General features: G+C 71.3%; 27 protein-coding genes. 12 read left to right on the top strand and 15 right to left on the bottom strand.

Features of this window, described 5'->3' with window-relative positions; genetic code table 11:
• Positions 1-427 precede the first annotated feature (427 nt).
• A complete protein-coding gene (locus tag ACIQGV_RS26730) occupies positions 428-1,105 on the top strand; it encodes a response regulator transcription factor (protein ID WP_402498390.1) in 678 nt (225 codons plus the stop codon).
• A 139-nt stretch (positions 1,106-1,244) separates the two neighbouring features.
• The gene (locus ACIQGV_RS26725) at positions 1,245-2,513 is read left to right on the top strand and encodes an ATP-binding protein (RefSeq protein ID WP_402498387.1); all 1,269 of its coding nucleotides are present in this window, start codon (positions 1,245-1,247) and stop codon (positions 2,511-2,513) included.
• Between the two features lie 42 nt (positions 2,514-2,555).
• Here ACIQGV_RS26725 and ACIQGV_RS26720 read toward each other — a convergent pair whose 3' ends face one another.
• Positions 2,556-3,149, bottom strand: a complete 594-nt coding sequence (locus tag ACIQGV_RS26720; RefSeq protein WP_402498385.1) for a GtrA family protein — start codon at positions 3,147-3,149, stop codon at positions 2,556-2,558.
• A gap of 187 nt (positions 3,150-3,336) precedes the next feature.
• On the opposite strand from ACIQGV_RS26720, the gene ACIQGV_RS26715 reads away from it, so the two are divergent.
• The 3 genes from ACIQGV_RS26715 to ACIQGV_RS26705 are packed head-to-tail and all read left to right on the top strand — an operon-like array spanning position 3,337 to position 6,181.
• Positions 3,337-4,476, top strand: a complete 1,140-nt coding sequence (locus tag ACIQGV_RS26715) for a 5-(carboxyamino)imidazole ribonucleotide synthase (RefSeq protein WP_402498383.1) — start codon at positions 3,337-3,339, stop codon at positions 4,474-4,476.
• Positions 4,473-4,997 (top strand): 5-(carboxyamino)imidazole ribonucleotide mutase, encoded by a 525-nt coding sequence (gene purE, locus ACIQGV_RS26710; RefSeq protein WP_402498380.1) that lies wholly within the window; start codon positions 4,473-4,475, stop codon positions 4,995-4,997. Before ACIQGV_RS26715 ends, purE begins: the two co-directional genes overlap by 4 nt.
• Before the next feature lie 5 nt (positions 4,998-5,002).
• Positions 5,003-6,181: a dipeptidase gene (locus tag ACIQGV_RS26705; RefSeq protein WP_402498706.1), complete on the top strand. Its 1,179-nt coding sequence runs from the start codon at positions 5,003-5,005 to the stop codon at positions 6,179-6,181.
• Here ACIQGV_RS26705 and ACIQGV_RS26700 read toward each other — a convergent pair.
• Positions 6,124-6,654, bottom strand: coding sequence for a hypothetical protein (locus ACIQGV_RS26700; RefSeq protein ID WP_402498378.1), 531 nt, complete (start codon positions 6,652-6,654; stop codon positions 6,124-6,126). The two genes, ACIQGV_RS26705 and ACIQGV_RS26700, sit on opposite strands and share 58 nt — an antisense overlap.
• Positions 6,655-6,873: 219 nt before the next feature.
• On the opposite strand from ACIQGV_RS26700, the gene ACIQGV_RS26695 reads away from it, so the two are divergent.
• Positions 6,874-8,001, top strand: coding sequence for a dipeptidase (locus ACIQGV_RS26695; protein WP_402498376.1), 1,128 nt, complete (start codon positions 6,874-6,876; stop codon positions 7,999-8,001).
• Positions 8,002-8,012: 11 nt separating this feature from the next.
• Here ACIQGV_RS26695 and ACIQGV_RS26690 read toward each other — a convergent pair whose 3' ends face one another.
• Complete coding sequence (locus tag ACIQGV_RS26690; protein WP_402498374.1) at positions 8,013-8,453, bottom strand: DUF2000 family protein; 441 nt, start codon at positions 8,451-8,453, stop codon at positions 8,013-8,015.
• A 49-nt stretch (positions 8,454-8,502) separates the two neighbouring features.
• Between ACIQGV_RS26690 and ACIQGV_RS26685 the strand changes: the two genes are divergently transcribed.
• Positions 8,503-9,336, top strand: a complete 834-nt coding sequence (locus ACIQGV_RS26685; protein ID WP_402498371.1) for an AraC family transcriptional regulator — start codon at positions 8,503-8,505, stop codon at positions 9,334-9,336.
• Positions 9,337-9,370: 34 nt separating this feature from the next.
• On the opposite strand, the gene ACIQGV_RS26680 is transcribed toward ACIQGV_RS26685, so the two are convergent.
• The gene (locus ACIQGV_RS26680; RefSeq protein WP_402498369.1) at positions 9,371-9,730 is read right to left on the bottom strand and encodes a VOC family protein; all 360 of its coding nucleotides are present in this window, start codon (positions 9,728-9,730) and stop codon (positions 9,371-9,373) included.
• Positions 9,731-9,847: 117 nt separating this feature from the next.
• On the opposite strand from ACIQGV_RS26680, the gene ACIQGV_RS26675 reads away from it, so the two are divergent.
• Positions 9,848-10,354 carry a CGNR zinc finger domain-containing protein gene (locus ACIQGV_RS26675; RefSeq protein WP_402498367.1) on the top strand — a complete coding sequence of 169 codons (507 nt, stop codon included), beginning with the start codon at positions 9,848-9,850 and terminating at the stop codon, positions 10,352-10,354.
• 150 nt (positions 10,355-10,504) lie between these two features.
• On the opposite strand, the gene ACIQGV_RS26670 is transcribed toward ACIQGV_RS26675, so the two are convergent.
• Positions 10,505-11,848: a UDP-glucose dehydrogenase family protein gene (locus tag ACIQGV_RS26670; protein ID WP_402498364.1), complete on the bottom strand. Its 1,344-nt coding sequence runs from the start codon at positions 11,846-11,848 to the stop codon at positions 10,505-10,507.
• Between the two features lie 191 nt (positions 11,849-12,039).
• Between ACIQGV_RS26670 and ACIQGV_RS26665 the strand changes: the two genes are divergently transcribed.
• A complete protein-coding gene (locus ACIQGV_RS26665; protein ID WP_402498361.1) occupies positions 12,040-13,197 on the top strand; it encodes an acyl-CoA dehydrogenase family protein in 1,158 nt (385 codons plus the stop codon).
• 32 nt (positions 13,198-13,229) lie between these two features.
• On the opposite strand, the gene ACIQGV_RS26660 is transcribed toward ACIQGV_RS26665, so the two are convergent.
• The 8 genes from ACIQGV_RS26660 to ACIQGV_RS26625 form a co-directional block, all read right to left on the bottom strand.
• Complete coding sequence (locus ACIQGV_RS26660) at positions 13,230-13,775, bottom strand: DUF6879 family protein (RefSeq protein WP_402498358.1); 546 nt, start codon at positions 13,773-13,775, stop codon at positions 13,230-13,232.
• A gap of 60 nt (positions 13,776-13,835) precedes the next feature.
• Entirely contained in the window at positions 13,836-14,303 is a 468-nt protein-coding gene (locus ACIQGV_RS26655; RefSeq protein WP_402498356.1) for a hypothetical protein, read from the bottom strand.
• A gap of 81 nt (positions 14,304-14,384) precedes the next feature.
• Positions 14,385-14,609, bottom strand: a complete 225-nt coding sequence (locus ACIQGV_RS26650) for a DUF397 domain-containing protein (protein ID WP_402498353.1) — start codon at positions 14,607-14,609, stop codon at positions 14,385-14,387.
• A gap of 143 nt (positions 14,610-14,752) precedes the next feature.
• Positions 14,753-15,595 (bottom strand): helix-turn-helix domain-containing protein, encoded by an 843-nt coding sequence (locus ACIQGV_RS26645; RefSeq protein ID WP_402498351.1) that lies wholly within the window; start codon positions 15,593-15,595, stop codon positions 14,753-14,755.
• A gap of 16 nt (positions 15,596-15,611) precedes the next feature.
• Complete coding sequence (locus ACIQGV_RS26640; protein ID WP_402498704.1) at positions 15,612-16,070, bottom strand: DUF6879 family protein; 459 nt, start codon at positions 16,068-16,070, stop codon at positions 15,612-15,614.
• A gap of 43 nt (positions 16,071-16,113) precedes the next feature.
• A complete protein-coding gene (locus ACIQGV_RS26635; RefSeq protein WP_402498348.1) occupies positions 16,114-16,236 on the bottom strand; it encodes a hypothetical protein in 123 nt (40 codons plus the stop codon).
• Positions 16,237-16,471: 235 nt separating this feature from the next.
• Positions 16,472-16,654: a DUF397 domain-containing protein gene (locus ACIQGV_RS26630; protein ID WP_402498346.1), complete on the bottom strand. Its 183-nt coding sequence runs from the start codon at positions 16,652-16,654 to the stop codon at positions 16,472-16,474.
• 10 nt (positions 16,655-16,664) lie between these two features.
• Positions 16,665-17,516, bottom strand: coding sequence for a helix-turn-helix domain-containing protein (locus ACIQGV_RS26625; protein WP_402498343.1), 852 nt, complete (start codon positions 17,514-17,516; stop codon positions 16,665-16,667).
• Between the two features lie 228 nt (positions 17,517-17,744).
• On the opposite strand from ACIQGV_RS26625, the gene ACIQGV_RS26620 reads away from it, so the two are divergent.
• From ACIQGV_RS26620 to ACIQGV_RS26610, 3 genes are read left to right on the top strand one after another with little or no spacing between them, the layout of a single operon-like run.
• On the top strand, positions 17,745-18,227 hold the full coding sequence (locus tag ACIQGV_RS26620; protein WP_402498340.1) for an ATP-binding protein: 483 nt from the start codon (positions 17,745-17,747) through the stop codon (positions 18,225-18,227).
• 48 nt (positions 18,228-18,275) lie between these two features.
• Positions 18,276-19,097 (top strand): SAM-dependent methyltransferase, encoded by an 822-nt coding sequence (locus ACIQGV_RS26615; protein ID WP_402498338.1) that lies wholly within the window; start codon positions 18,276-18,278, stop codon positions 19,095-19,097.
• Positions 19,094-19,369, top strand: coding sequence for a hypothetical protein (locus tag ACIQGV_RS26610; protein ID WP_402498336.1), 276 nt, complete (start codon positions 19,094-19,096; stop codon positions 19,367-19,369). The genes ACIQGV_RS26615 and ACIQGV_RS26610 overlap by 4 nt, the downstream gene beginning before the upstream one ends.
• Before the next feature lie 14 nt (positions 19,370-19,383).
• Here ACIQGV_RS26610 and ACIQGV_RS26605 read toward each other — a convergent pair whose 3' ends face one another.
• Positions 19,384-20,004, bottom strand: coding sequence for an HAD family hydrolase (locus ACIQGV_RS26605; RefSeq protein WP_402498334.1), 621 nt, complete (start codon positions 20,002-20,004; stop codon positions 19,384-19,386).
• On the bottom strand, positions 19,997-21,280 hold the full coding sequence (locus ACIQGV_RS26600; protein ID WP_402498332.1) for an LCP family protein: 1,284 nt from the start codon (positions 21,278-21,280) through the stop codon (positions 19,997-19,999). The genes ACIQGV_RS26605 and ACIQGV_RS26600 overlap by 8 nt, the downstream gene beginning before the upstream one ends.
• Positions 21,281-21,334 lie beyond the last annotated feature (54 nt).

Genomic DNA, 21,334 nt, shown 5'->3' with positions numbered 1-21,334 from the left:
CGGGGGGAGTCCGCTCCGGATCGCGAAGCGGTGGACGGCGACCACCGGGATCCACGCCTCTGCGCGCGTCGTCGCGCTACGAGGCCCGGCCACAGGTCATTCCTTTCGAGGCCGGCGTGTGCCGGCCCGCACACAAAAGAGACCTTCGGCGTGTATGGCCGCCAAAGGTCCCCCGGGTGCTACAGGCGTTGAATCACCATACGGCAGCGCAGTGCCGGATATGGAAGGACTTGAGACATGGATCACAGGTGATCTTGGAACCGGACAGACTGAATCGAATGCGGCAGCCGGGGTGTTAACCCTCAATCATAGGTTCGCGCCAGGTGTGCCAAAGCTGGGAGTCCGTCATGTCCGACAAATCGGAGGGTAAGAATCGGGGATGCCGGTCTCACCTCGGCGCCGTCGGCGGGCGGACTACCATCAGGTCATGACCCGTGTACTGCTCGCCGAGGACGACGCGTCCATCTCGGAACCCCTCGCCCGCGCGCTGCGCCGGGAGGGCTACGAGGTCGAGGTCCGCGAGGACGGCCCCACAGCGCTCGACGCGGGCATCCAGGGCGGTGTCGATCTGGTCGTGCTGGACCTGGGCCTGCCCGGCATGGACGGCCTGGAGGTCGCCCGCCGGCTGCGTGCCGAGGGTCACGCGGTGCCGATACTGATCCTGACCGCGCGTGCCGACGAGGTGGACACGGTCGTCGGTCTGGACGCGGGCGCGGACGACTACGTCACCAAGCCCTTCCGGCTCGCCGAACTGCTCGCCCGGGTACGGGCCCTGCTGCGGCGCGGCTCCGCCGAACCCCAGCAGCCGCCCGCCACCCACGGCGTACGGATCGACGTCGAGTCGCACCGGGCCTGGATGGGCGACGAGGAACTCCAGCTCACCGCGAAGGAGTTCGACCTGCTGAGGGTGCTCGTGCGCGACGCGGGCCGGGTCGTCACCCGTGACCAGCTGATGCGGGAGGTCTGGGACACCACCTGGTGGTCGTCGACCAAGACCCTCGACATGCACATCTCCTGGCTGCGCAAGAAGCTCGGCGACGACGCGGCGAACCCCCGCTACATCGCCACCGTGCGGGGCGTGGGCTTCCGCTTCGAGAAGAGCTGAGCCCCACGGACTCCGGCACGGACAGCGCGGCCGGCACGGACAGCGCGGCCGGCACGGACAGCGCGGCCGGTACAGCGGGTGGCGGCGGCACGGGCCGCGCCGGCGACACGGCCGACACGGGTGATACGGGTAAGAGGACATGCGCCGCCGACTGATCCAGTCCACGCTCGCCGTGGTGCTCGTCGTGATCGCCGTCTTCGGTGTGTCGCTGGTGATCGTCGAGACACGGACGATCAGCGCGAGCGCGCAGGAGCGGGTGAACTCCGAGGCCGTCCGGCTGGCCGGCATCGTCGACGGCCGCATCCTGGGCGACGAGCAGATCACCGCGGAGATCCTGCGCGACCAGGTCGGGGACGACCGGTACGCAGTGGTCCGCCTCCCCGGGCAGGAACCCATCGAGATCGGGGACAGGCCCGAGGGCGACGTCGTCGAGCACACCGCCACGGGCGAGGAGCGCGAGACGGTCACCGTGCAGGAGCCGCGCTCGGCGATCACCCGCGAGGTCGGCCGTACGCTGCTGATCATCGGGGCGGTGGCCGCGCTCGCGGTGATCGCCGCCGTGGTCCTCGCGCTGCGCCAGGCCGGCCGGCTCGCCTCCCCGCTCACCGACCTCGCCGAGACCGCGGAACGCCTGGGCTCCGGCGACCCGCGCCCGCGCCACAAGCGCTACGGCGTCCCGGAGCTGGACCGGGTCGCCGATGTGCTGGACGCCTCCGCCGAGCGCATCGGCCGGATGCTGACCGCCGAGCGGCGGCTGGCCGCGGACGCCTCCCACCAGCTGCGGACCCCGCTGACGGCGCTGTCGATGCGGCTGGAGGAGATCACCCTCACCGACGACCTGGAGACGGTGAAGGAGGAGGCGACCATCGCGCTGACCCAGGTGGAGCGCCTCACGGACGTCGTCGAACGCCTGCTGACCAACTCCCGCGACCCGCGCACGGGGTCCGCCGTCACCTTCGACCTCGACGAGGTCATCCAGCAGCAGCTCGCCGAGTGGCGCCCCGCCTACCGCAGTGCCGGGCGGGCCGTCGTCAGCTCCGGCAAACGGCACCTGGAGGCGGTCGGCACCCCGGGCGCGGTCGCCCAGGTGCTGGCGGCGCTGATCGAGAACTCCCTCATGCACGGCGGCGGCACCGTCGCGCTGCGCACCCGCGTCACCGGCAACCAGGCCGTCATCGAGGTCACGGACGAGGGCCCGGGCGTCCCCGCCGACCTCGGCGCCCGCATCTTCGAGCGCGCCATCAGCGGCCGCAACTCCACCGGCATCGGTCTCGCGGTCGCCCGCGACCTCGCCGAGGCCGACGGCGGCCGTCTGGAGATGCTCCAGGCCCAGCCGCCGGTCTTCGGTCTGTTCCTGTCCCGCACGGCTCCGGCGAAGCCGGAGAGCAACGCGCCCACGGTCCGCTGAGACACCTCGGCGGCGCCGCGCGGGCCCGGCGGGGTGCCCGCCTCAGACCCGCTGCCTGACCCGCTGCCGCGAGGAGCGGCCGTGGGAGCGCTGCCCGGACCGGCCCGGGTGGGGCTGCCCGGTGCCGGGAAGCGGCCCGGCGGGCGCCGGTCCCTGCGGGGCGGGGGCCGCCTCCTGCGGGAGCGCCTTGAACACCCAGGTGCGGTAGGACCAGAAGCGGAACAGGGTCGCGACGCCGATGCCGAGGAACTTGAAGACGTTGCTCTGCAGCGGGCTGTCCCAGCCGAAGCCGTACGTCGCCGCGTACAGGACGCCGTTCTCGATGACCAGGCCGACCGCGCTGAAGGCGACGAACAGGCCCAGCTCACGGGTGCGGCCGCTCTTGTCGCGGTCCCGGTAGGTGAAGTAGCGGAAGCCGATGTAGTTGAAGATGATCGCGGCGACCGTGGCGATGACGCTGGCGCGCACCACCTGGAGGTCGGTGACGCTGCGCACCAGGTTGAACACGCCGAGGTTGACGAGCAGCCCGGCCCCGCCCACGGCCCCGAACTTGACGGCCTCCCGGACCAGGCGGTCGACACGCTGCCGCATCGCGCTGGGGGGCGCCGGAGGAAGCCCCGAGGAACCGTGTCCCATGCGATGAAGGCCCCGTCCGTCGGAAAATCGTCAACTCCGTCATGCTAACCACCCCCTCGTCGTGATCGCTCGCAGACGGCCGATCATGCGGGACGCAGAACGCCTGGATACGGGCGCAAAGGGGCATCGGGGGTGTCCCGGCGGGAGCGGAAACCGGCCATGTCGGCGTGGCCGATACCCTGGGAGCGTGACGTTCCCGGTAGTCGGCATGGTCGGCGGGGGTCAGCTCGCTCGTATGACACACGAGTCAGGCATCCCGCTCGGCATCAGGTTCAAGCTCCTCAGTGACACCCCTCAGGATTCCGCGGCGCAGGTCGTGAGCGATGTCGTCATCGGCGACTATCGCGATCTGGACACGCTGCGCGAGTTCGCGCGCGGGTGCGATGTGATCACCTTCGATCACGAACACGTTCCCACCGAGCACCTTCGGGCCCTGGAGGCGGACGGCATCCCCGTGCGCCCCGGCCCCGACGCGCTGGTGCACGCCCAGGACAAGGGCGTCATGCGCGCGAAGCTCGTCTCGATCGGGGTGCCGTGCCCGCGGCACCGGATCGTCTCCGACCCGGCCGACGTGGCCGCCTTCGCGGCGGAGGGCGACGGCTTCCCCGTCGTCCTCAAGACCGTCCGCGGCGGCTACGACGGCAAGGGCGTGTGGGTGGTGGACTCGGCCGAGGAGGCCGAGGACCCCTTCCGCGCCGGCGTGCCCGTGCTCGCCGAGGAGAAGGTCGACTTCGTGCGGGAGCTCGCCGCGAACGTGGTGCGCTCCCCGCACGGCCAGGCGGTCGCCTACCCGGTCGTGGAGTCCCGCCAGGTGGGCGGCGTCTGCGACACGGTGATCGCCCCGGCGCCCGACCTGGACGAGACGCTCGCGCTCCGGGCCGAGGAGACGGCCCTGCGGATCGCCAAGGAGCTGGGCGTCGTCGGCCATCTCGCGGTCGAGCTGTTCCAGACCCGCGACGGCCGCATCCTCGTCAACGAACTGGCCATGCGCCCGCACAACTCCGGTCACTGGACCCAGGACGGCGCGATCACCAGCCAGTTCGCCAACCACGTCCGCGCGGTCCTCGACCTTCCGCTGGGCGACCCGCGTCCGCGCGCGCGGTGGACGGTCATGGCCAACGTGCTCGGCGGTGACTACCCCGACATGTACTCCGCGTATCTGCACTGCATGGCCCGCGACCCCCAGCTCAAGATCCACATGTACGGCAAGGACGTGAAGCCCGGCCGCAAGGTCGGCCACGTCAACACCTACGGCGACGACCTGGCCGACGTGCTGGAGCGCGCCCGCCACGCGGCCGACTACCTGAGAGGCACGATCACCGAATGAGCCCCGTTGTTGGCATCGTCATGGGTTCGGACTCCGACTGGCCGGTCATGGAGGCCGCCGCCAAGGCCCTCGACGAGTTCGAGATCGCCTACGAGGTCGACGTCGTCTCCGCGCACCGTATGCCGCGCGAGATGGTCGCCTACGGCGAGCAGGCCGCCGACCGCGGTCTGAAGGTGATCGTCGCCGGTGCGGGCGGCGCCGCCCATCTGCCCGGCATGCTCGCCTCGGTGACCCCGCTGCCCGTCATCGGCGTCCCCGTGCCGCTGAAGTACCTCGACGGCATGGACAGCCTGCTGTCGATCGTGCAGATGCCGGCGGGCGTGCCGGTGGCGACGGTCTCCGTCGGCGGTGCCCGCAACGCCGGTCTGCTGGCCGCCAGGATCCTCGCCGCGCACGACGAGGACCTCCTGGCGAAGATGCGCGACTTCCAGCAGGACCTGAACGACCAGGCCACCGAGAAGGGCAAGCGCCTGCGCGCCAAGGCCGAGGGGTCCGTCGGCGGCTTCGGCTTCGGGAAGTGACCGCGATGACCTCCCTGGAGGCGGCCCGGCGGCTCCTCGCCGAGTTCCCGGTCGTCGACGGCCACAACGACCTGCCCTGGGCGCTGCGCGAACAGGTCTCCTACGACCTCGCCGCCCGCGACATCGCCGTACGGCAGGACGGGCATCTGCACACCGACCTGCCCCGGCTGCGCGAGGGCGGGGTCGGGGCGCAGTACTGGTCGGTGTACGTGCGCTCGGACCTGCCCGACCCGGTCCCGGCGACGCTGGAGCAGATCGACTGCGTACGGCAGCTGATCGAGCGTCATCCGCGCGAGCTGCGGGCCGCGCTGACGGCCGCCGACCTGGAAGCGGCCCGGCGGGAGGGCCGTATCGCCTCCCTGATGGGCGCCGAGGGCGGGCACTCCATCGCCAACTCGCTGGGCACCCTGCGCGGTCTGTACGCGCTCGGTGTGCGCTACATGACGCTGACCCACAACGACAACGTCGACTGGGCGGACTCCGCGACGGACGAACCGAACGTCGGCGGACTGTCGGCGTTCGGCCGCGAGGTCGTGCGGGAGATGAACCGCCTCGGCATGCTCGTCGACCTGTCCCATGTGGCGGCCACGACCATGCGGGACGCGCTGGACACCACCTCGGCGCCGGTGATCTTCTCGCACTCCTCCTCCCGGGCGGTGTGCGACCACCCGCGCAACATCCCCGACGACGTCCTGGAGCGGCTGCCCGCCAACGGCGGCATGGCGATGGTGACGTTCGTGCCGAAGTTCGTCCTCCAGGCCGCCGTCGACTGGACGGCCGCGGCCGACGACAACATGCGCGCCCACGGCTTCCACCACCTCGACACCACCGCCGAGGCGATGAAGGTGCACCGCGCCTTCGAGGAGGCCCGTCCGCGCCCGGTCGCCACCGCCGCGACCGTCGCCGACCATCTGGACCACATGCGCGAGGTGGCGGGCGTCGACCACCTCGGCATCGGCGGCGACTACGACGGCACGGCCTTCACCCCCGAGGGCCTCGACGACGTCTCCGGCTACCCCAACCTCCTCGCGGAGCTGCTGGACCGCGGCTGGTCCAGGTCCGACCTGGCCAAGCTGACCTGGCAGAACGCCGTACGGGTGCTGGGCGCGGCGGAGGACGTGGCCCGTCATCTGTCCGAGACCCGCGGCCCGTCCAACGCGACGATCGGCTCGCTCGACGGCTGACCGGCACCGTCCAGGGCGGGGTGGTCGGTGTAACCGGCCGCCCCGCCCGTGTACATGAAGTACCGCTCCCGCACGGCGTTGAGCGGCGCGCCCCGCCGCAGCCGCTCGACCAGGTCGGGGTTGGCGAGGAACGGCCGGCCGAGGGCGACGAGGTCCGCGCCCGCCTCCAGCATCCGCTCCGCGCCCGCGCGCACGGCGTCCGTCACCCGCCGCCAGACGGCCACGTGCCGCGGCGTGTGGATCGCGGCGATGTCCGGGTACGTCTGCCCGACCGCGTTCGGTGTCGCCGCCTCGGCGACGATCAGCCCGGCCGAGGCCCGCTGGACGTAGTACTCGGCCATCAGCCCGGTGGGTGTGCCGTCCGGCTCCGCGCGGTTGCGGGTGAGCGGGGCCATGACCAGGTGGTTGGGGAGGGCGAGGGAACCGGCCCGGGCCGGAGCGGACAGGGCCGCGGCGGGCGTCTTCTGCGTCATGCCCGGACGGTAGAACCTGACACGGATGTCAGGTTCAAGGTGCGCCGTGAGGACGCCGGGGTGCCGCGTGTCCCCCGGACACCGTGTACCCGGGTACACCGTGTACCCCCGGACGCCGTGTACCCCCGAACGCCGCGCCCACCAGGAAGGCCCCCGCCCGCCGTGCGACGGTGACCGTACTGCCGATCACGCCGCCGCTCACGACGTACGGAGACCGTCATGGCCGACCTCCAGGACGAACTGGACACCAGCGCCGGGATCGTCGAGCTGCCCGTCACGGAGCCCTTCGGGGCACCGCCGCTCCTGCGGGCCGGCACCGAGGCCGCCGGGGACCCGGCGGCGGACCCCCTGGAGCGGGCGCACGCCCTCCTGCGCGCCCACCCCGTCGCCGACGGCCACAGCGGGCTGCCCTGGGCGCTGCGGCACCTGCCCTGGTACGACCTCCAGCTCGGCGAGAGCGCCGTCGACACGGATGTGCCGCGGCTGCGGGAGGGACACGTCGGAGCGCTGTTCTGGTCGCTGCACCTGCCCGAGGGGCTGGCGGCCGACCGGGCCGTGGGCGCCACGCTGGAGCAGCTCGACCTGGTGCGCTCGGTGATCGGCGCCCATCCCGAGGGGCTGCGCCCGGCCCGCACCGCGGGGCAGGTCATCGACGCCCGCAACTGCGGCCGCGTCGCCGTCCTGATCGGCCCCGCCACGGCCGCCGCCCTCGACGACTCCCTCGCCCTCCTGCGCGTCCTGCACCGCCTCGGCCTGCGCGTGCTCACCCTCACCGGCACCTCCTGGGCCAGCGAGGCGGGGCTGACCCGGTTCGGGGAGGAGGTCGTGCGGGAGATGAGCCGGCTCGGCGTGCTCGCCGACCTCTCCGGCGCCTCCGAGGCCACCGCCGCCCGGACGATCGCCCTGTCCAGGACCCCCGTGCTGTGCACCCGCTCCGCCGCCCGCGCCCTGCGCCCCCACCCGGCCAACCTGCCCGACGACCTGCTCGCCGCGCTGGGCGCGGCCGGGGGCCTGTGCATGGTGCCGCTGACCGCCGAGCAGACCGGGCCGACCGTCCGTGACGTCGCCGACCACCTCGACCACGTCCGCGCCGTCGCGGGACCCGGCGGTGTCGGCCTGTCCGGCACCTACGACACCGGTGCCGCCCACCCCCAGGACCTCGCCGACCCCTCCGGCTACCCGCGTCTGATCGCCGAGCTGGTGCGCCGCGGCTGGCCCGACACCGATCTCGCCCTGCTGACCTGGGGCAACGTCCAGCGCGTCCTGCGCACCGCCGACTTCACCGCCCGCGCGGCCCAGCAGCGCCGCGAGCCGTCCCCCGCCCGTGCCGCGGAGCCGGACGGCTGACCGGCCGGTGCTCAAGGGTGCATGCGGGCACCCTTGAGCACCTTGTCGACCGCGTTGCGCGGCCCGTACACCGCGAGCCCGACCGGATCCAGCCGCTCGCGCGGCACGGCCCGCACCGCCGCCCGGTTGTCGCGGTCGTTGCCCGTGCCGAACAGCTCGGAGGTGAACACGGCCACGGGCAGCTCCCGCGCCAGGGCCCGGCCGTGCGCCGCGGACAGAGTCTCCTTCGAGCCCTCGAAGACCAGGACCGGCTGGCGGAACATCGGCAGGTACGCGGTGCCGTCGGCATCCGCGTAGGGCTCGCCGATCACCTCGGGCAGCTCCGTGCCCAGCCCGCTGACCAGGAACGCGGTCACGTTCAGCCGCTGCCAGGGCTCCAGGTCCTCGCGCAGCAGCACCGCGATCCTGGTGTCGAAGCGGACCGGGGAGCTGTCGTTCGTCGCATGCGTCATACGGTGAGACTGCCGCCTGCCGGTCCCCGCGTTCTTGTACGTTCTTTGCATGACGGTGGGAGCAGCAGCCCGCGAGGAGGTCTCCGCGTGGCGGCCGCGCGTCCCCGGCGTGGTCGAGGTCTTCCACGCCCGTTTCACCGAGCACGCCTACCCGATGCACGTCCACGACGTGTGGACCCTGCTGATCGTCGACGAGGGTGCCGTCCGCTACGAACTCGACCGCCGCGAGCACGGCACCGCCCGCGACACGGTGACCCTGCTCCCGCCGCAGGTCCCCCACAACGGCTCGCCCGCCACGGCGCACGGCTTCCGCAAACGCGTCCTCTACCTGGACCTCCCCCGGCTCGACGAGAGCCTCGTCGGCCCGGCGGTCGACGGCCCCGACCTGGTCGATCCGCTGCTGCGCCGCAGGGTCGCCCAGCTGCACACGGCCCTCGCCGACGGCGGCGACGCGCTGGAGGCGGAGAGCCGCCTGACCCTGATCGGGGAACGGCTGCGGACCCGTCTGCGCCCCCGGACCGCCGGCGACGCGCCCGCGGAGGATCCCGGCAGGACCGCCGAAGTGGCCCGGCGGCTGCGTGAGCTCCTCGACGCCCGGCTGCCCGGCGGTGTCGGCCTGGAGGAGGCGGCGCGGCTGGTGCACGCCCACCCGGCGCATCTGGTGCGGGCCTTCACGGCGGCCTTCGGGATCGCCCCGCACCAGTACGTGACGGCCCGCCGGGTCGACCGTGCCCGGCGGCTGCTGCTCGCCGGGCTGCCGCCCGCCGAGGTGGCGCCCGCGGCCGGTTTCTACGACCAGTCGCATCTGACGCGCCACTTCAGGCGCGTCACCGGCACGACCCCCGGCCGCTACGCCCGCAGCCGCCGGATCCGGCGCGCGTGACCGGCCGGGACGCCTGCGGACGGAACGTGACCGGTCAGGACGCGCACAGGCAGAAGGGGTGCCCCGCCGGGTCGGCGTAGACCCGCCAGGAGCGCGAGCGGTCCTCCGTGTCCAGCGGGCGGGCGCCGAGCGCGAGCACCTCCTTCTCGGCGGTGTCCAGGTCCTCGACGGTCAGGTCCAGATGGAACTGCTGCGAGCGGTCGGCGGCCGGCCAGCGCGGCGGGACGAACCCGGACGCGGCCTGGAACGCGAGCGACTGCCCGCCCGGCACCTTCAGGTCCACCCACGTCTCGTCGCCCTCGGGCGAGCCGCCCAGGACACCGGCGTAGAAACCGGCGAGCGCGACGGGGTCGGGGCAGTCCAGGACGACGGCACCCAGCTCGGCGACAGTCATGACTCCTCCTCGGGAACACGGGGTTACCTCTAGATGTTGGCAACCGGTAACCGTTACCCCATGCTCCCGCATCGGCGGTAACGTCGCAAGGGAGAAGCGGGGAGGTAGCGTGCAGCCATGAGCGAGAGATCACCCGCGCCCGGAGGTCTCGCCCTGATCGAGTCCCTGGTCAACACGCTGGACATCGAGTCGGGCGCCGACGCGCTCGACACCGCGGAAGGCCGGGCACGCCTCGGGCTCACCGAGGAGGAGGTGCCGGACGCCCGCGCACTGCGCGAGTCCCTCCGCGCCACTCTCCTCGCCCACGCCGGGCATCCCCCGCACCGCGAGGCGGCCCCGCTCGGCGCGCTGCTGAGCGCCGCCCCGCTGCTGGTCGCCGTCGACGCGGCCGACGGGTCCGCCCGGCTGGCCCCCGCCGACGACGGCCCCCTGCTCTCGCGGGTCGCCGCCGCCGTGGCCGAGGCGCTGGTGGCCGGGACCTGGGCCCGTCTCAAGGCGTGCGAGGCGGTCACCTGCCACTGGGCGTACTACGACCGCAGCCCGGCCGGGCGCGGCCGCTGGTGCTCGATGCAGGTGTGCGGGGCCCGGGCGAAGATGCGCCGTTATCGGGCGAAGGGGACATGAGGGCGCGTGAGGCGCGCTACGTTCACCGCTCCTGAGCGCGCCCCGTGGTGCAGAATGCGGGAAGACGCCGGTTCGGCCGACTGAGCCTCGGCCGAACCGGCGTCGCCAGTTCCACGGGTTCTGGGGGCCGCACGGGGCCCCGTGCGGGAGTCAGGCCGCCGGGCGTCCCATCGCCCGGTACGTCCAGCCGGCCCGCCGCCACACGTCCGGGTCCAGCGCGTTGCGCCCGTCCAGGATGACCCGCGCCTCGACCGCCTCGCCCAGCGCCGCCGGGTCCAGCTCGCGGAACTCGCGCCACTCCGTCAGATGCAGCACCACGTCCGCGCCGCGCACCGCCTCCAGCGCGGAGTCGGCGTACCCCAGCGTCGGGAACAGCCGGCGGGCGTTGGCCATGCCCTTCGGGTCGTACACCGTGACCTGGCCGCCCTGGAGGTGTATCTGCCCGGCGACGTTCAGCGCGGGGGAGTCGCGCACGTCGTCCGAGTCCGGCTTGAAGCTCGCGCCCAGCACCGCCACCCGGCGGCCCAGGAACGATCCGCCGCCGAGGGCCTCGCGTGCCATCTCCACCATCTGGCCGCGCCGCCGCATGTTGATCGAGTCGATCTCGCGCAGGAACGTCAGCGCCTGGTCCGCGCCCAGCTCGCCCGCCCGCGCCATGAACGCCCGGATGTCCTTCGGCAGACAGCCCCCGCCGAAGCCGATCCCGGCCCGCAGGAACTTGCTCCCGATCCGGTCGTCGTGGCCGATGGCCTCGGCGAGCCGGAGCACGTCGCCGCCGGCGGCCTCGCAGACCTCGGCCATGGCGTTGATGAAGGAGATCTTCGTGGCGAGGAAGGAGTTCGCGGAGGTCTTCACCAGTTCGGCCGTCGGGAAGTCGGTGACCACGAACGGCGTGCCCTCGGACAGCGGCGTCGCGTACACCTCGCGCAGCAGCTTCTCCGCGCGCTCGCCGCGCACACCGGCCACGATCCGGTCCGGGTGCAGGGTGTCCTGCACCGCGAAGCCCTCGCGCAGGAACTCCGGGTTCCAGGCCACCTCGGCGTCCGCGCCGGCCGGGGCGTGCTCGGCGACGTAGGCGGCCAGCCGCTCGGCGGAGCCCACCGGGACGGTCGACTTGCCGACCACCAGCGTCGGACCCGTCAGGTGCGGGGCCAGCGAGGCGAAGGCGGCGTCGACGTACGACATGTCGCAGGCGTACTCGCCGTGCCGCTGCGGGGTGTTCACACAGACGAAGTGCACATCGCCGAATGCGGCCACCTCGGCGTAGTCGGTGGTGAAGCGCAGCCGGCCGCTCGACCCCTCGATGCCCGCCACGTGCCGGCGCAGCAGCTCCTGGAGGCCGGGCTCGTACATCGGCACCTCGCCCCGCCGCAGCAGGTCGATCTTCTCCTCGACGACGTCGAGCCCGAGCACCTCGAAGCCCAGCTCCGCCATGGCGGCGGCGTGGGTGGCGCCGAGATAACCGGTGCCGATCACGGTGATCTTGAGGGCCATGGGTGCTCCAGAGGTGATGCCGACGGTGATGCCGGCCCGAGCATATCCGGGGCGTGCGGCACCCCTCTGACAGGCACTTTTCCGGCTGTCGCCTAGCTCACGTACCCCAGGTGCGGGCCGGGGCACTAAAATTTGGGTTACTTAACGGTAATTAGCGCCAGCACCGCAGCGTCTTTGGAGCGTGAGAGACCTTGGCCGGATCGGCTGACTTCGACCTGTACCGCCCGTCCGAGGAGCACGACATGCTCCGCGACGCCGTCCGCTCCCTGGCCGAGGCGAAGATCGCCCCGTTCGCCGCCGCGGTGGACGAGGAGGCCCGCTTCCCGCAGGAGGCCCACGACGCGCTGGTCGGAGCCGACCTGCACGCCGTGCACGTGCCCGAGTCCTACGGCGGCGCGGGCGCCGACGCCCTCGCCACGGTCATCGTGATCGAGGAGGTGGCCCGTGTGTGCTGCTCCTCCTCGCTGATCCCGGCCGTGAACAAGCTGGGCTCCCTGCCGGTGATCCTGTCCGGCTCCGAGGAGCTGAAGAAGAAGTACATGACCCCGCTCGCCAAGGGCGAGGGCATGTTCTCCTACTGCCTGTCCGAGCCCGAGGCGGGCTCCGACGCGGCCGGCATGAAGACCCGCGCGGTCCGCGACGGCGACCACTGGATCCTGAACGGCGTCAAGCGCTGGATCACCAACGCGGGCGTCTCCGAGTACTACACGGTGATGGCCGTCACCGACCCGGAGAAGCGCTCCAGGGGCATCTCGGCCTTCGTCGTGGAGAAGGGCGACGAGGGTGTCTCCTTCGGCGCGCCGGAGAAGAAGCTCGGCATCAAGGGTTCCCCGACCCGCGAGGTCTACTTCGACAACGTCCGCATCCCCGCCGACCGCATGATCGGCGAGGAGGGCACCGGCTTCGCCACCGCGATGAAGACCCTGGACCACACCCGCATCACCATCGCAGCCCAGGCCCTCGGCGTCGCCCAGGGCGCCCTGGACTACGCCAAGGGCTACGTCAAGGAGCGCAAGCAGTTCGGCAAGGCGATCGCCGACTTCCAGGGCATCCAGTTCATGCTCGCCGACATGGCCATGAAGATCTCCGCCGCCCGCGCGCTGACCTACCAGGCCGCGGCCGCCTCCGAGCGCGGCGACGCCGACCTGACCTACCTCGGCGCGGCCGCCAAGTGCTTCGCCTCCGACGTCGCCATGGAGGTCACCACCGACGCCGTCCAGCTCCTGGGCGGCTACGGCTACACCCGCGACTACCCCGTCGAGCGCATGATGCGCGACGCCAAGATCACCCAGATCTACGAAGGCACCAACCAGGTCCAGCGCATCGTCATGGCCCGCAACCTGCCGTAAGCGCCCTGCGCACGGGAAGCCCCGGCCGGACTTCACGTCGGGCCGGGGCTTCGTCGTCGGATTTCGAGACTGGTCCTGTACTCCTCGAAAGGCACTGCCGCGTCCAGCGCGATGCGCTTCCACTCCAGGTACGGGGTGATGTCGCCGGTGACCAGCTTGCGGTTGATCTGCGTTCCGTCCGGGCGGTAGTTGAGATGGACGACGGTCGTCTCGTCGAACATCCAGAAGTCCTGCTCCGGCAGCCCGGGATTCGGCCGGCCGGTCAGATCGACGATGCGGTAGTCCTCGCCCGCGGCGGTGTTCGTGGGCACCGCCCAGGAGAAGAGGTACCGGCTGTACGGCGTCAGCGGGCGCCGCACGATCTTGGCGCGGGTCATGGTCCGTCCTGCTTCCGCATGGCCTCGAATGATCCCGTGCCACCTCGCATTGAAGTCGTCGGGCATGGGCTCCCCGGCCCGGAAGGCACCGAAGGTCGTGTTCTCGTCAGGCATGCTGTACGTCTGGTGCACTTCGAGCCGGAACGCGGACCGCTTGAAGTCGCGGAAGTACGCCTTCCACGCGTCGCCTTCCAGATGCACAGGTTCAGATTCGCTACGGGACACAGGCAGCCTCCTTCTGGGTCTTCGCCCGCTCTTCGGTCAGCCGAGCGGACAGGGCAGGTCGGGCATCGAGCGGTTGGGACTACAGGTCACCACGGCCAGATGCAGAAAGGCAGGTCGTTCCAGATAGAAGCCGTACGACACGTCGACCCCCGCGGCAAGTTGCACGGCGGCCGAGCCGACGAGCCTGGACAGGCGGGTCATGTCCCGGTCGTGGGCGGAGGCGAACCGGTCCGTGTGCTCGGCCCACCGTTTCCCGAGCCACTCGGCCGCCTCTTGAGCCTCGCTCCATGTGCCACGCACGAGCGAGCGTGGCTTGATGAGCCAGTGAGCCGTTTCCAGAGGCGGAAGATCCGAGGTCGGAAACTCCGCCGCGACCTCCTGGTAGCGCTGGATCAGTTCGGGCTTGCCGCCGGGCGGTGGCGGTTCCGGATGCGGAGGCCGGCGCAGCGCTTCCTGGTCGAAGCGCTCTTTGGGACCGGTCCATTGGTAGCCGTGCTGGTGCACCTGTTGTCCCGCCGTACTCGGAGAGGGAGAGGAAAGCCGGGCCCATCCGTCGCGGGGGCGGGCCCGGCCCGTGGCGGAGTCTCAGGCACCCAGCCCGAACCGCGCCGGATCGATCCCGGCCGCCGCCAGCTCAGCCGACGTGAACCGCAGCGGCTCCAACTCCGGACGCTTGCTGTCCCCGAGCGCCCACACGCCGTCGGCGACCTGCGCGAGAACGACACACCCCTCGGTGCACGGCCCTCCGCAGGCTTGGACGAAGTCCACGGAGGTGATGTCGAGGGCGTACAGATCGGGTTCATTTCTCATTTCTGGCTCCTTCTGAGAGTGGGCGCAGCCTTCACGGGCCGTCGACTGCGACGCAGCGCGCCTGCTGGGCCGCTCCGGGGCCCAATGAACGTATGAGAGCGGTGAACCGCCGATCCACGGACTTGCGTGAGCTTGCTCGGGGATCACCCGATGGAGTCGATGGCCGCGGTGATGAGGGACCGGGCCCGGGTGCCGTACACGGCGAGGGCGGACAACTCGGCGAACGCCTTTGCGTACTCCGCGATCTCTCCGGGCTGCGTGACGGTCAGGTGTGCTGAGACAAGCTCGACGTTGACCTGAGAGTCGTCGTACATGGTGAACGACTCGACGGGCCATCCAGCACCTCGCTGTGCACCGAGGGGGATGATGCCCAGGCTGACAGAAGGCAGTGTGGCGACGCAGATCAGGTGGCCGAGCGCTCCCGCCATGGTGTCTTTGTCGCCGATGACCGTGCGCAGTACCCATTCCTCCACGAGCATGGCGAAGCGGTGATCGCCTGAGTACAGGATGCGCTGCCGGTCCATGCGGACCGCCACGGCCTCGTCGATGTCGGCAGGTGTGTTCCGGAGTTGAGCCACGGTGCCGAGCACGGCCCGGGTGTATGCCTCCGACTGGAGCAGGCCGGGGACCACCCAGGACTGGTACACGCGGAAGCGGCGCGTGCGCTCGAACAACGGCGCCACGGACTGCTGGACATGGCGCAGCCCGGCCCGCTCCATACGTTGCCACTGAACGTACGCACCCTCTATCCCCCGGGCCGTCGCGATCAGGTCGGCGGTCTGGTCCTGGGCGGCGCAGAGCGTCGTGTACGTCCGGATATCGGCGTCCGACGGGGGAGTGCGCCCGTTCTCGAGCCGCGAGCACTTCGACTCGTGCCAGTCGGCGAGCCTGGCCAGCTCCCGCGCCGTGAGGTCGGCGTCCTTGCGGATCTCGCGAAGACGCCGACCGAGGGCCTGCTTTGCCTGCTGGACACTGGATGAAGTCACATTGGGGATTGTGGGGTCAGGTGATCCTGTAGTCCGCGTGCGGTACCGCCACGGCCCAGACGGAGTCGAACGCGTCGGTGCACAGTCGCGCGACGGCCGGATCGTCGGTGAACTCCTCGTCATTCGGAGCGAGTTCGCCGTCCCCTGCGAAGTGGTGGAAGACGACCGACGTGTCGTCGAAGAGCCAGAAGTCGTTGCCGGGCAGGGCCAGCGCCGAGGCATGTCGGCGAGGCAGCCAGCGAACCTGCTCGCCTGCCTTCACGTTGGGGTCGGTCAGGTGGTGCTCGAACCGGATGTACTCCGACACGGGCTCCGAGACGATCCGGGCTCTGCGTACCTCGACCCCGTGGGCCACGAGGTCGGCGACCAGCCGCAGCCACGGCCGGCGCTCTGGATCGCCGTCGGCGGGATCGTCGAGGACACCGGCCTGCCAGGCGACGAATCGCGGATCGGAGGGCATGTACTCGTCGCGCATCTCCAGATGGACGGCGGAACGGGTACACCCGCGCAGCCGGTCCTCAAGAGTCGGTGGCGCCACGGTCCTTCACCTCCGGGAAGAACTGCATCATGCGCTTCGGGATCTCGACCACATCCTCGTGATCGGGCAGGTCCAGTTGTGAACGCCGAGCGGAGTCGGCCACCTTCCATCCCTGCACCAAGTACGTGTCGCTCTCGTCAAGTACGTGTCGCTCTCGTCGTCGAGGTACACGGTGGGCGACTTGTCGTTCGGGCTTTCGGGGTCCTTGCCAAGCATGATCAGCGCCATCGCTGTGCCTCCCTGGTCGTCGGGATTCCGTGCTCGATCTTGTACTCACCGTCGAGCCGTCGCCAGGAACTTGCGAGAACTTGCGCGCGGACACCCCTGCGGGCGCGCCCTCAGCCGCTCACCTTGGCCGCCTGCGAGAGGAAGGCCGCCCAGGCAGCGGGGCGGACGGCGAGGCGGGGCCCCGCGGGGGTCTTGGAGTCGCGGATACGGATGGCCGTGGGAGAGGTGGCTATCTCCACGCAAGCGGAGCCCTCTTCGCTATAGGTCGACTTCTGCCAGGTCGGTTCGGTCACGGATTGCCTCTCAGATGTCTTGGGCGATGCAGTGGACGAGGTCACGCGAGGGGGCGGGCTTCAGGGCGACAGCCGCCATACGGTCCAGGACGAGCCGGTACTTATCCAATTGTCCTGCTGCATCGACGAGTTCACTCCCGTGTGCGGTATCGATCTCGACGGTGTCGAGGGCGGCTACCGGGCCGTGGAAGTAGTCGACGGCGTGGCCGGTCGTGGGGAACGAGGTGCCGTCGAACGGGATCACGCAGAGGCTGATGGCAGGGTGCTCGCTGATCTCGGCGAGGTGCCGCAACTGGGCCCTGGCCACATCGCGACCGCCGAACTGCATACGCAGGGCGGCCTCGTGGACGATCGCCGTGTAGGGCGGCGGCTGGTCGCGGTGGAGGATGGCCTGGCGCTTGATGCGGTGGGAGATGCGGTACTCGATCTCGTGTGGCCGCAGGGCTGGAACCGCCTCGCGGAACAGCGCACGGGAGTGTTCCGGTGTCTGGAGCAGACCGGGGACGTTGATGACCTGGGTCACGCGCAGTGCCATGGCGTGGTGTTCCAACTCGGCCAGGTCGAGGAGACGGGACGGCAGGGTCTCGCGGTACTCCTCCCACCAGCCGCGCGTACGGTCAGCGGCCATGGCAGCCAGGGCGTCGACCAGGGGAAAGTCCGTGCAGCCGTAGATCTGGGCGAGGGTGAAGACGCGGTCTGCGCTGACGCCGAAGCGGTTCGCTTCAATGTTGCTGATCTGGGCCTGAGTTGTCCCCAGGGATCTGGCTGCCTCGACGGCGGTCATGCCGGCGCGTTCCCGTAGCCGCCGCAGCTCCACGCCGATGCGGAGGCGGCGGGCCGTCGGGATAGGTCTCGATGCCATGCCCTCACTCCGTTCATACACCTGACGTAGTGGTCACCCACACGAAGGAGATTGCTGAAGGTTTTGCTGGATTGAGCAAAACCTTCAGCATCTGAAGTCTACGGTGATACCCAAGCCGCCCAACTCCCCGCCCCCATAAGCCGGAAGCGCACCACCCCAGGCATGCCACCGCCCGGCGCGGCCGTTGGGCCCAGCCCGAACTTCCTCCCTGTAGATGCCGGAGGCTCCATGCGCACCGTATCCCCGCCCGACACCTGGGCGTACGCCCTTCGCCTGCCGCGCGACCCCAGAGCCGCACGTGTCGCACGCATGACCGTGCGGGCCGCGCTCGACGGGCACGGCAGATCGGAACTGCGGGACGGTGTGGAGCTGTTGACGTCCGAGCTGGTCGGCAACGCCTACCGGCACACCCGGGGCCCCTGCTCCCTGCGGCTCGCCGCGCTGGGCGACGGGCGGCTGCGGGTCGGGGTGTGGGACAGCGATCCGCGCGTCCCCGGCCTTTTCGCCGAGCCGTCCGGGGGCCGCGTCGCGCCTGCCCTGCCCGACGCGGTCGGCGGGCGCGGGCTGTGCCTCGTCCAGGAGTACGCCGACTCCTGGGGCGGCCTGACGCCCGGCGACGATCCCGCCGGGCGCGGGGCGGGGAAGCTGCTGTGGTTCGAAGTGGGCGGGCGATCGGTCAAGTGGCCGACAGGAGAACAGGATTGTGTCTAAGTTGAGCGCGCGAACCGATCGGTACCGGCCAAGGAGAGAGCCCGCATCATGTCCGACTCCACCACTCCCCAGGACGAAGGCGTAGCCCGCGTGAACCGCCTGCGTACGGATGTGTCCCACTCCGCGCGCATCTGGAACTACTGGCTGGGCGGCAAGGACAACTACGCCGTCGACCAGGAGGTCGGCGACCAGATCCTGTCCTTCGTGCCCGCGCTGCCCCGCTCGGCCGTCGCCGACCGGGCGTTCCTGGCGCGAGCGGTGCGCCACCTCGCCGGTGAGGCGGGGGTACGGCAGTTCCTCGACATCGGCACCGGGCTGCCGACCGCCGAGAACACGCACGAGGTCGCCCAGCGTGTCGAGCCCTCGTCCCGGATCGTCTACGTCGACCACGACCCGCTCGTGCTGACCCACGCGCACGCGCTGCTCACCAGCACCCGTGAGGGCGCGACCGACTACATCGAGGCGGACGTCCACGACCCCGAGACGATCCTGCGCCGGGCCGGCGAGACGCTGGACCTGGAGCGCCCGGTCGCCGTCACCATGCTGGGCATCCTCAACTTCGTCATGGACACCGACGAGGCCGTCTCCGTCGTCGACCGGCTCCTCGACGCCCTGCCCTCGGGCAGCTACCTCGCCCTGTCGCACCCCACCACCGAGGTGGACGGCGAGGCGATGACCCAGGCCGTCGAGTACTGGAACAGCCAGGGCTCCGCCCCCATGACCCTGCGCACCCGCGACGAACTCACCCGCTTCTTCGACCGCGTCGAACTGCTGGAGCCCGGCATCGTCAGCTGCTCCCGCTGGCGGCCGGAGGGGCCGGGCGAGCCCGTGGAGGTCACCCACTTCGCGGGCGTGGGCCGCAAGCCGTGACGACCACGGCGGCCACCGCCTTCGACCGCGCCGAGCGGCGGATGTGGGCCGGGCGTGCCGACGCCTACGGTTCGACCTTCGCCCGGCTGTGCGCGCACCCGGTGCCCGCCCTGCTGGATGCGGCGGCCGTCGGTGCCGGGACGTACGTCCTGGACGCCGGCACCGTCGCCGGGATCCGCACGGCGTACGACCGTCTCGCCGCGGCCGAGTACACCGACGGGGACGAACTGGTGCTGGAGCACGGCGCGCTGCTCGCCCACGCGACGGCGTGAGGCCGCCGGGCCCGTCAGAGCAGCGGGGCCAGCGCCGACTCCAGGTCGGCGGGCGTGCGGAAGTGCACGCCCCGCATGCCCAGGGCGGCCGCGGCCTCGACGTTCTCCAGGGTGTCGTCGACGAAGAGGCAGTGCTCGGCGGCCGCCCCGGCCCGCCCGGCCGCGAGGTGCAGGATGCGGGGGTCGGGCTTGGCCAGGCCCACCCGGGCGCTGCTGACCACATGGTCGGCGAGGTCGTCCAGGCCGAGCGCGGCGAGGTCCGCCTCCAGCCGTACCGAGGCGTTGCTGACCAGCACCAGCGGCACCCGGGCGCGGGCCCGCCGCAGCAGGCCCACCACCGTGTCGTCGGCGTGGAAGGGCGCTCCGGCGAGCGCGTCGCCCAGCTTGTACGCGACCGGCTCGGGGACGGCTCCGCGCAGGCTTCCGACGATGCAGTGGACCCATTCGTCCATGTCGATGCGGCCGAGCATCAGCGGAAGGTCGTTCTCCGGCGCGAAGGCCACCTTCAGGGTGGTGCCCTCGGCGAGCCCGGCGGCCCGTTCGAGGGCGGTCACCTCGGAGACGTCGTAGAAGCGGATGACGTTGTCGACGTCGCAGAGCACCGCCTCGACGCGGCCGGGCCGCGGGTCAGTCACCCGTCACCGTGACGGTCTCGTCGTTCTTCAGCTGGCTCACCAGCGTCTTGACCTTGTCCTTGTCCCACAGCAGGTTGCCGCCCGTGGAGCCCGCCAGCGGCATGTTCATGGACGTGCCGTCGCCGCCGCTGACGCCCTTCATCGCCCAGAACATGTCGGCCAGGTCGAACAGGCCCATGTCCTTGTCGACGATCAGGGAGTCCAGACCCGCACCCATGGTCGGGTAGAGCTTGAAGGGGTTGAGGATCGTGCCCGGGGTGGCGACCTGGCTGGCCAGCGCGGAGAGGAACTTCTGCTGGTTCTTGGTGCGGTCCAGGTCGGAGCGGGCGAACGCGTAGCGGGTGCGGACGAAGGCGAGGGACTCCTGGCCGTCGAGGGTCTGCTTGCCCGCCTCGAAGTTCGCGCCGGAGTTCTTGTCCTTGAACGCCTTCGGGATGTCGATCTCGACGCCGCCGACCGCGTCCACGATGTTCGCGAAGCCGGCGAAGCCGATCTCGACGTAGTGGTCGATGTGCAGGCCGGTGTTGGACTCGACCGTGCGCACCAGCAGCTCCGGCCCGTCCTCGGCGTACGCGGCGTTCAGCTTCACGTGCCGCCCGGTGCCCGGGTAGGTCTTGCCGGACTCGGAGCCCTTGAAGCTGGGGATCTCCACGTCCGAGTCACGGGGCAGGGAGATCAGCGTAGGGGCGCCGTCGCCGGTGTGCAGGATCATCATCGAGTCCGTGCGCTTGCCCTCGGAGGACCCGGTGTGCAGCTTCTTCTTCTGCTCGGCGGTCATGCCCGCGCGGCTGTCGGAGCCGACGATGAGGTAGTTCGTGCCCTCGCCCGCCTCCGGCCGCTCGATGACCTTGGACAGGTCGACCTCGCGGTTGAGCTTGGAGTCGGCCCAGAAGTAGGTGCCGACCGCCGTGACGACCAGCACACCGGTGACGGTGATCGCGGTCCACTTGATCCGGCGCCGCCAGTCCGGCCGGGGCCGGGGCCCGCCGGTGTGGCCGGGGTCGTGCGGACCGCCGCCGCCGGGGGCGCCGTAGACCTGCCCGGTGTTGTAGCCGCTGTCGTACCCGCCGAAGTCGTCGCCGCCGCCGTTGACGTACGACGGCTGCTGCGGGACGCCGGGGTGCTGGGGCGGCGCCTGGCGGCCGCCCGCGGACGGACCGCGCCCGACCTGCCGCATCACGCGCGCGCCCTCGGGGGCGGCGCCGCTGCCGCGTCCGTAGGCGGGGCCGCGGTTGCCGCGGTTGTCGTCGGACCATCCCTCGGGCCAATCGTTCATGGGCCCCAGTGTGCCGGTCCCGACCGTGTGCTTTACAAGAGAGCGTGGGGAACA

Origin of the sequence: Streptomyces sp. NPDC093094, assembly GCF_044754345.1 — a bacterium.
Classification (GTDB): Bacteria; Actinomycetota; Actinomycetes; order Streptomycetales; family Streptomycetaceae; genus Streptomyces.
Note: the sequence above shows the minus strand (reverse complement) of the source record. Positions and strands in the feature narration are given on the sequence as shown.

Coding starts and splice junctions, on each gene's coding strand:
- ACIQGV_RS26730 (WP_402498390.1), top strand. CDS start 428: ATGACCCGTGTACTGCTCGCCGAGGACGACGCGTCCATCTCGGAACCC.
- ACIQGV_RS26725 (WP_402498387.1), top strand. CDS start 1,245: ATGCGCCGCCGACTGATCCAGTCCACGCTCGCCGTGGTGCTCGTCGTG.
- ACIQGV_RS26720 (WP_402498385.1), bottom strand. CDS start 3,149: ATGGGACACGGTTCCTCGGGGCTTCCTCCGGCGCCCCCCAGCGCGATG.
- purE (WP_402498380.1), top strand. CDS start 4,473: ATGAGCCCCGTTGTTGGCATCGTCATGGGTTCGGACTCCGACTGGCCG.
- ACIQGV_RS26705 (WP_402498706.1), top strand. CDS start 5,003: ATGACCTCCCTGGAGGCGGCCCGGCGGCTCCTCGCCGAGTTCCCGGTC.
- ACIQGV_RS26700 (WP_402498378.1), bottom strand. CDS start 6,654: ATGACGCAGAAGACGCCCGCCGCGGCCCTGTCCGCTCCGGCCCGGGCC.
- ACIQGV_RS26695 (WP_402498376.1), top strand. CDS start 6,874: ATGGCCGACCTCCAGGACGAACTGGACACCAGCGCCGGGATCGTCGAG.
- ACIQGV_RS26690 (WP_402498374.1), bottom strand. CDS start 8,453: ATGACGCATGCGACGAACGACAGCTCCCCGGTCCGCTTCGACACCAGG.
- ACIQGV_RS26685 (WP_402498371.1), top strand. CDS start 8,503: ATGACGGTGGGAGCAGCAGCCCGCGAGGAGGTCTCCGCGTGGCGGCCG.
- ACIQGV_RS26680 (WP_402498369.1), bottom strand. CDS start 9,730: ATGACTGTCGCCGAGCTGGGTGCCGTCGTCCTGGACTGCCCCGACCCC.
- ACIQGV_RS26675 (WP_402498367.1), top strand. CDS start 9,848: ATGAGCGAGAGATCACCCGCGCCCGGAGGTCTCGCCCTGATCGAGTCC.
- ACIQGV_RS26670 (WP_402498364.1), bottom strand. CDS start 11,848: ATGGCCCTCAAGATCACCGTGATCGGCACCGGTTATCTCGGCGCCACC.
- ACIQGV_RS26650 (WP_402498353.1), bottom strand. CDS start 14,609: ATGAGAAATGAACCCGATCTGTACGCCCTCGACATCACCTCCGTGGAC.
- ACIQGV_RS26640 (WP_402498704.1), bottom strand. CDS start 16,070: ATGCGCGACGAGTACATGCCCTCCGATCCGCGATTCGTCGCCTGGCAG.
- ACIQGV_RS26625 (WP_402498343.1), bottom strand. CDS start 17,516: ATGGCATCGAGACCTATCCCGACGGCCCGCCGCCTCCGCATCGGCGTG.
- ACIQGV_RS26620 (WP_402498340.1), top strand. CDS start 17,745: ATGCGCACCGTATCCCCGCCCGACACCTGGGCGTACGCCCTTCGCCTG.
- ACIQGV_RS26615 (WP_402498338.1), top strand. CDS start 18,276: ATGTCCGACTCCACCACTCCCCAGGACGAAGGCGTAGCCCGCGTGAAC.
- ACIQGV_RS26600 (WP_402498332.1), bottom strand. CDS start 21,280: ATGAACGATTGGCCCGAGGGATGGTCCGACGACAACCGCGGCAACCGC.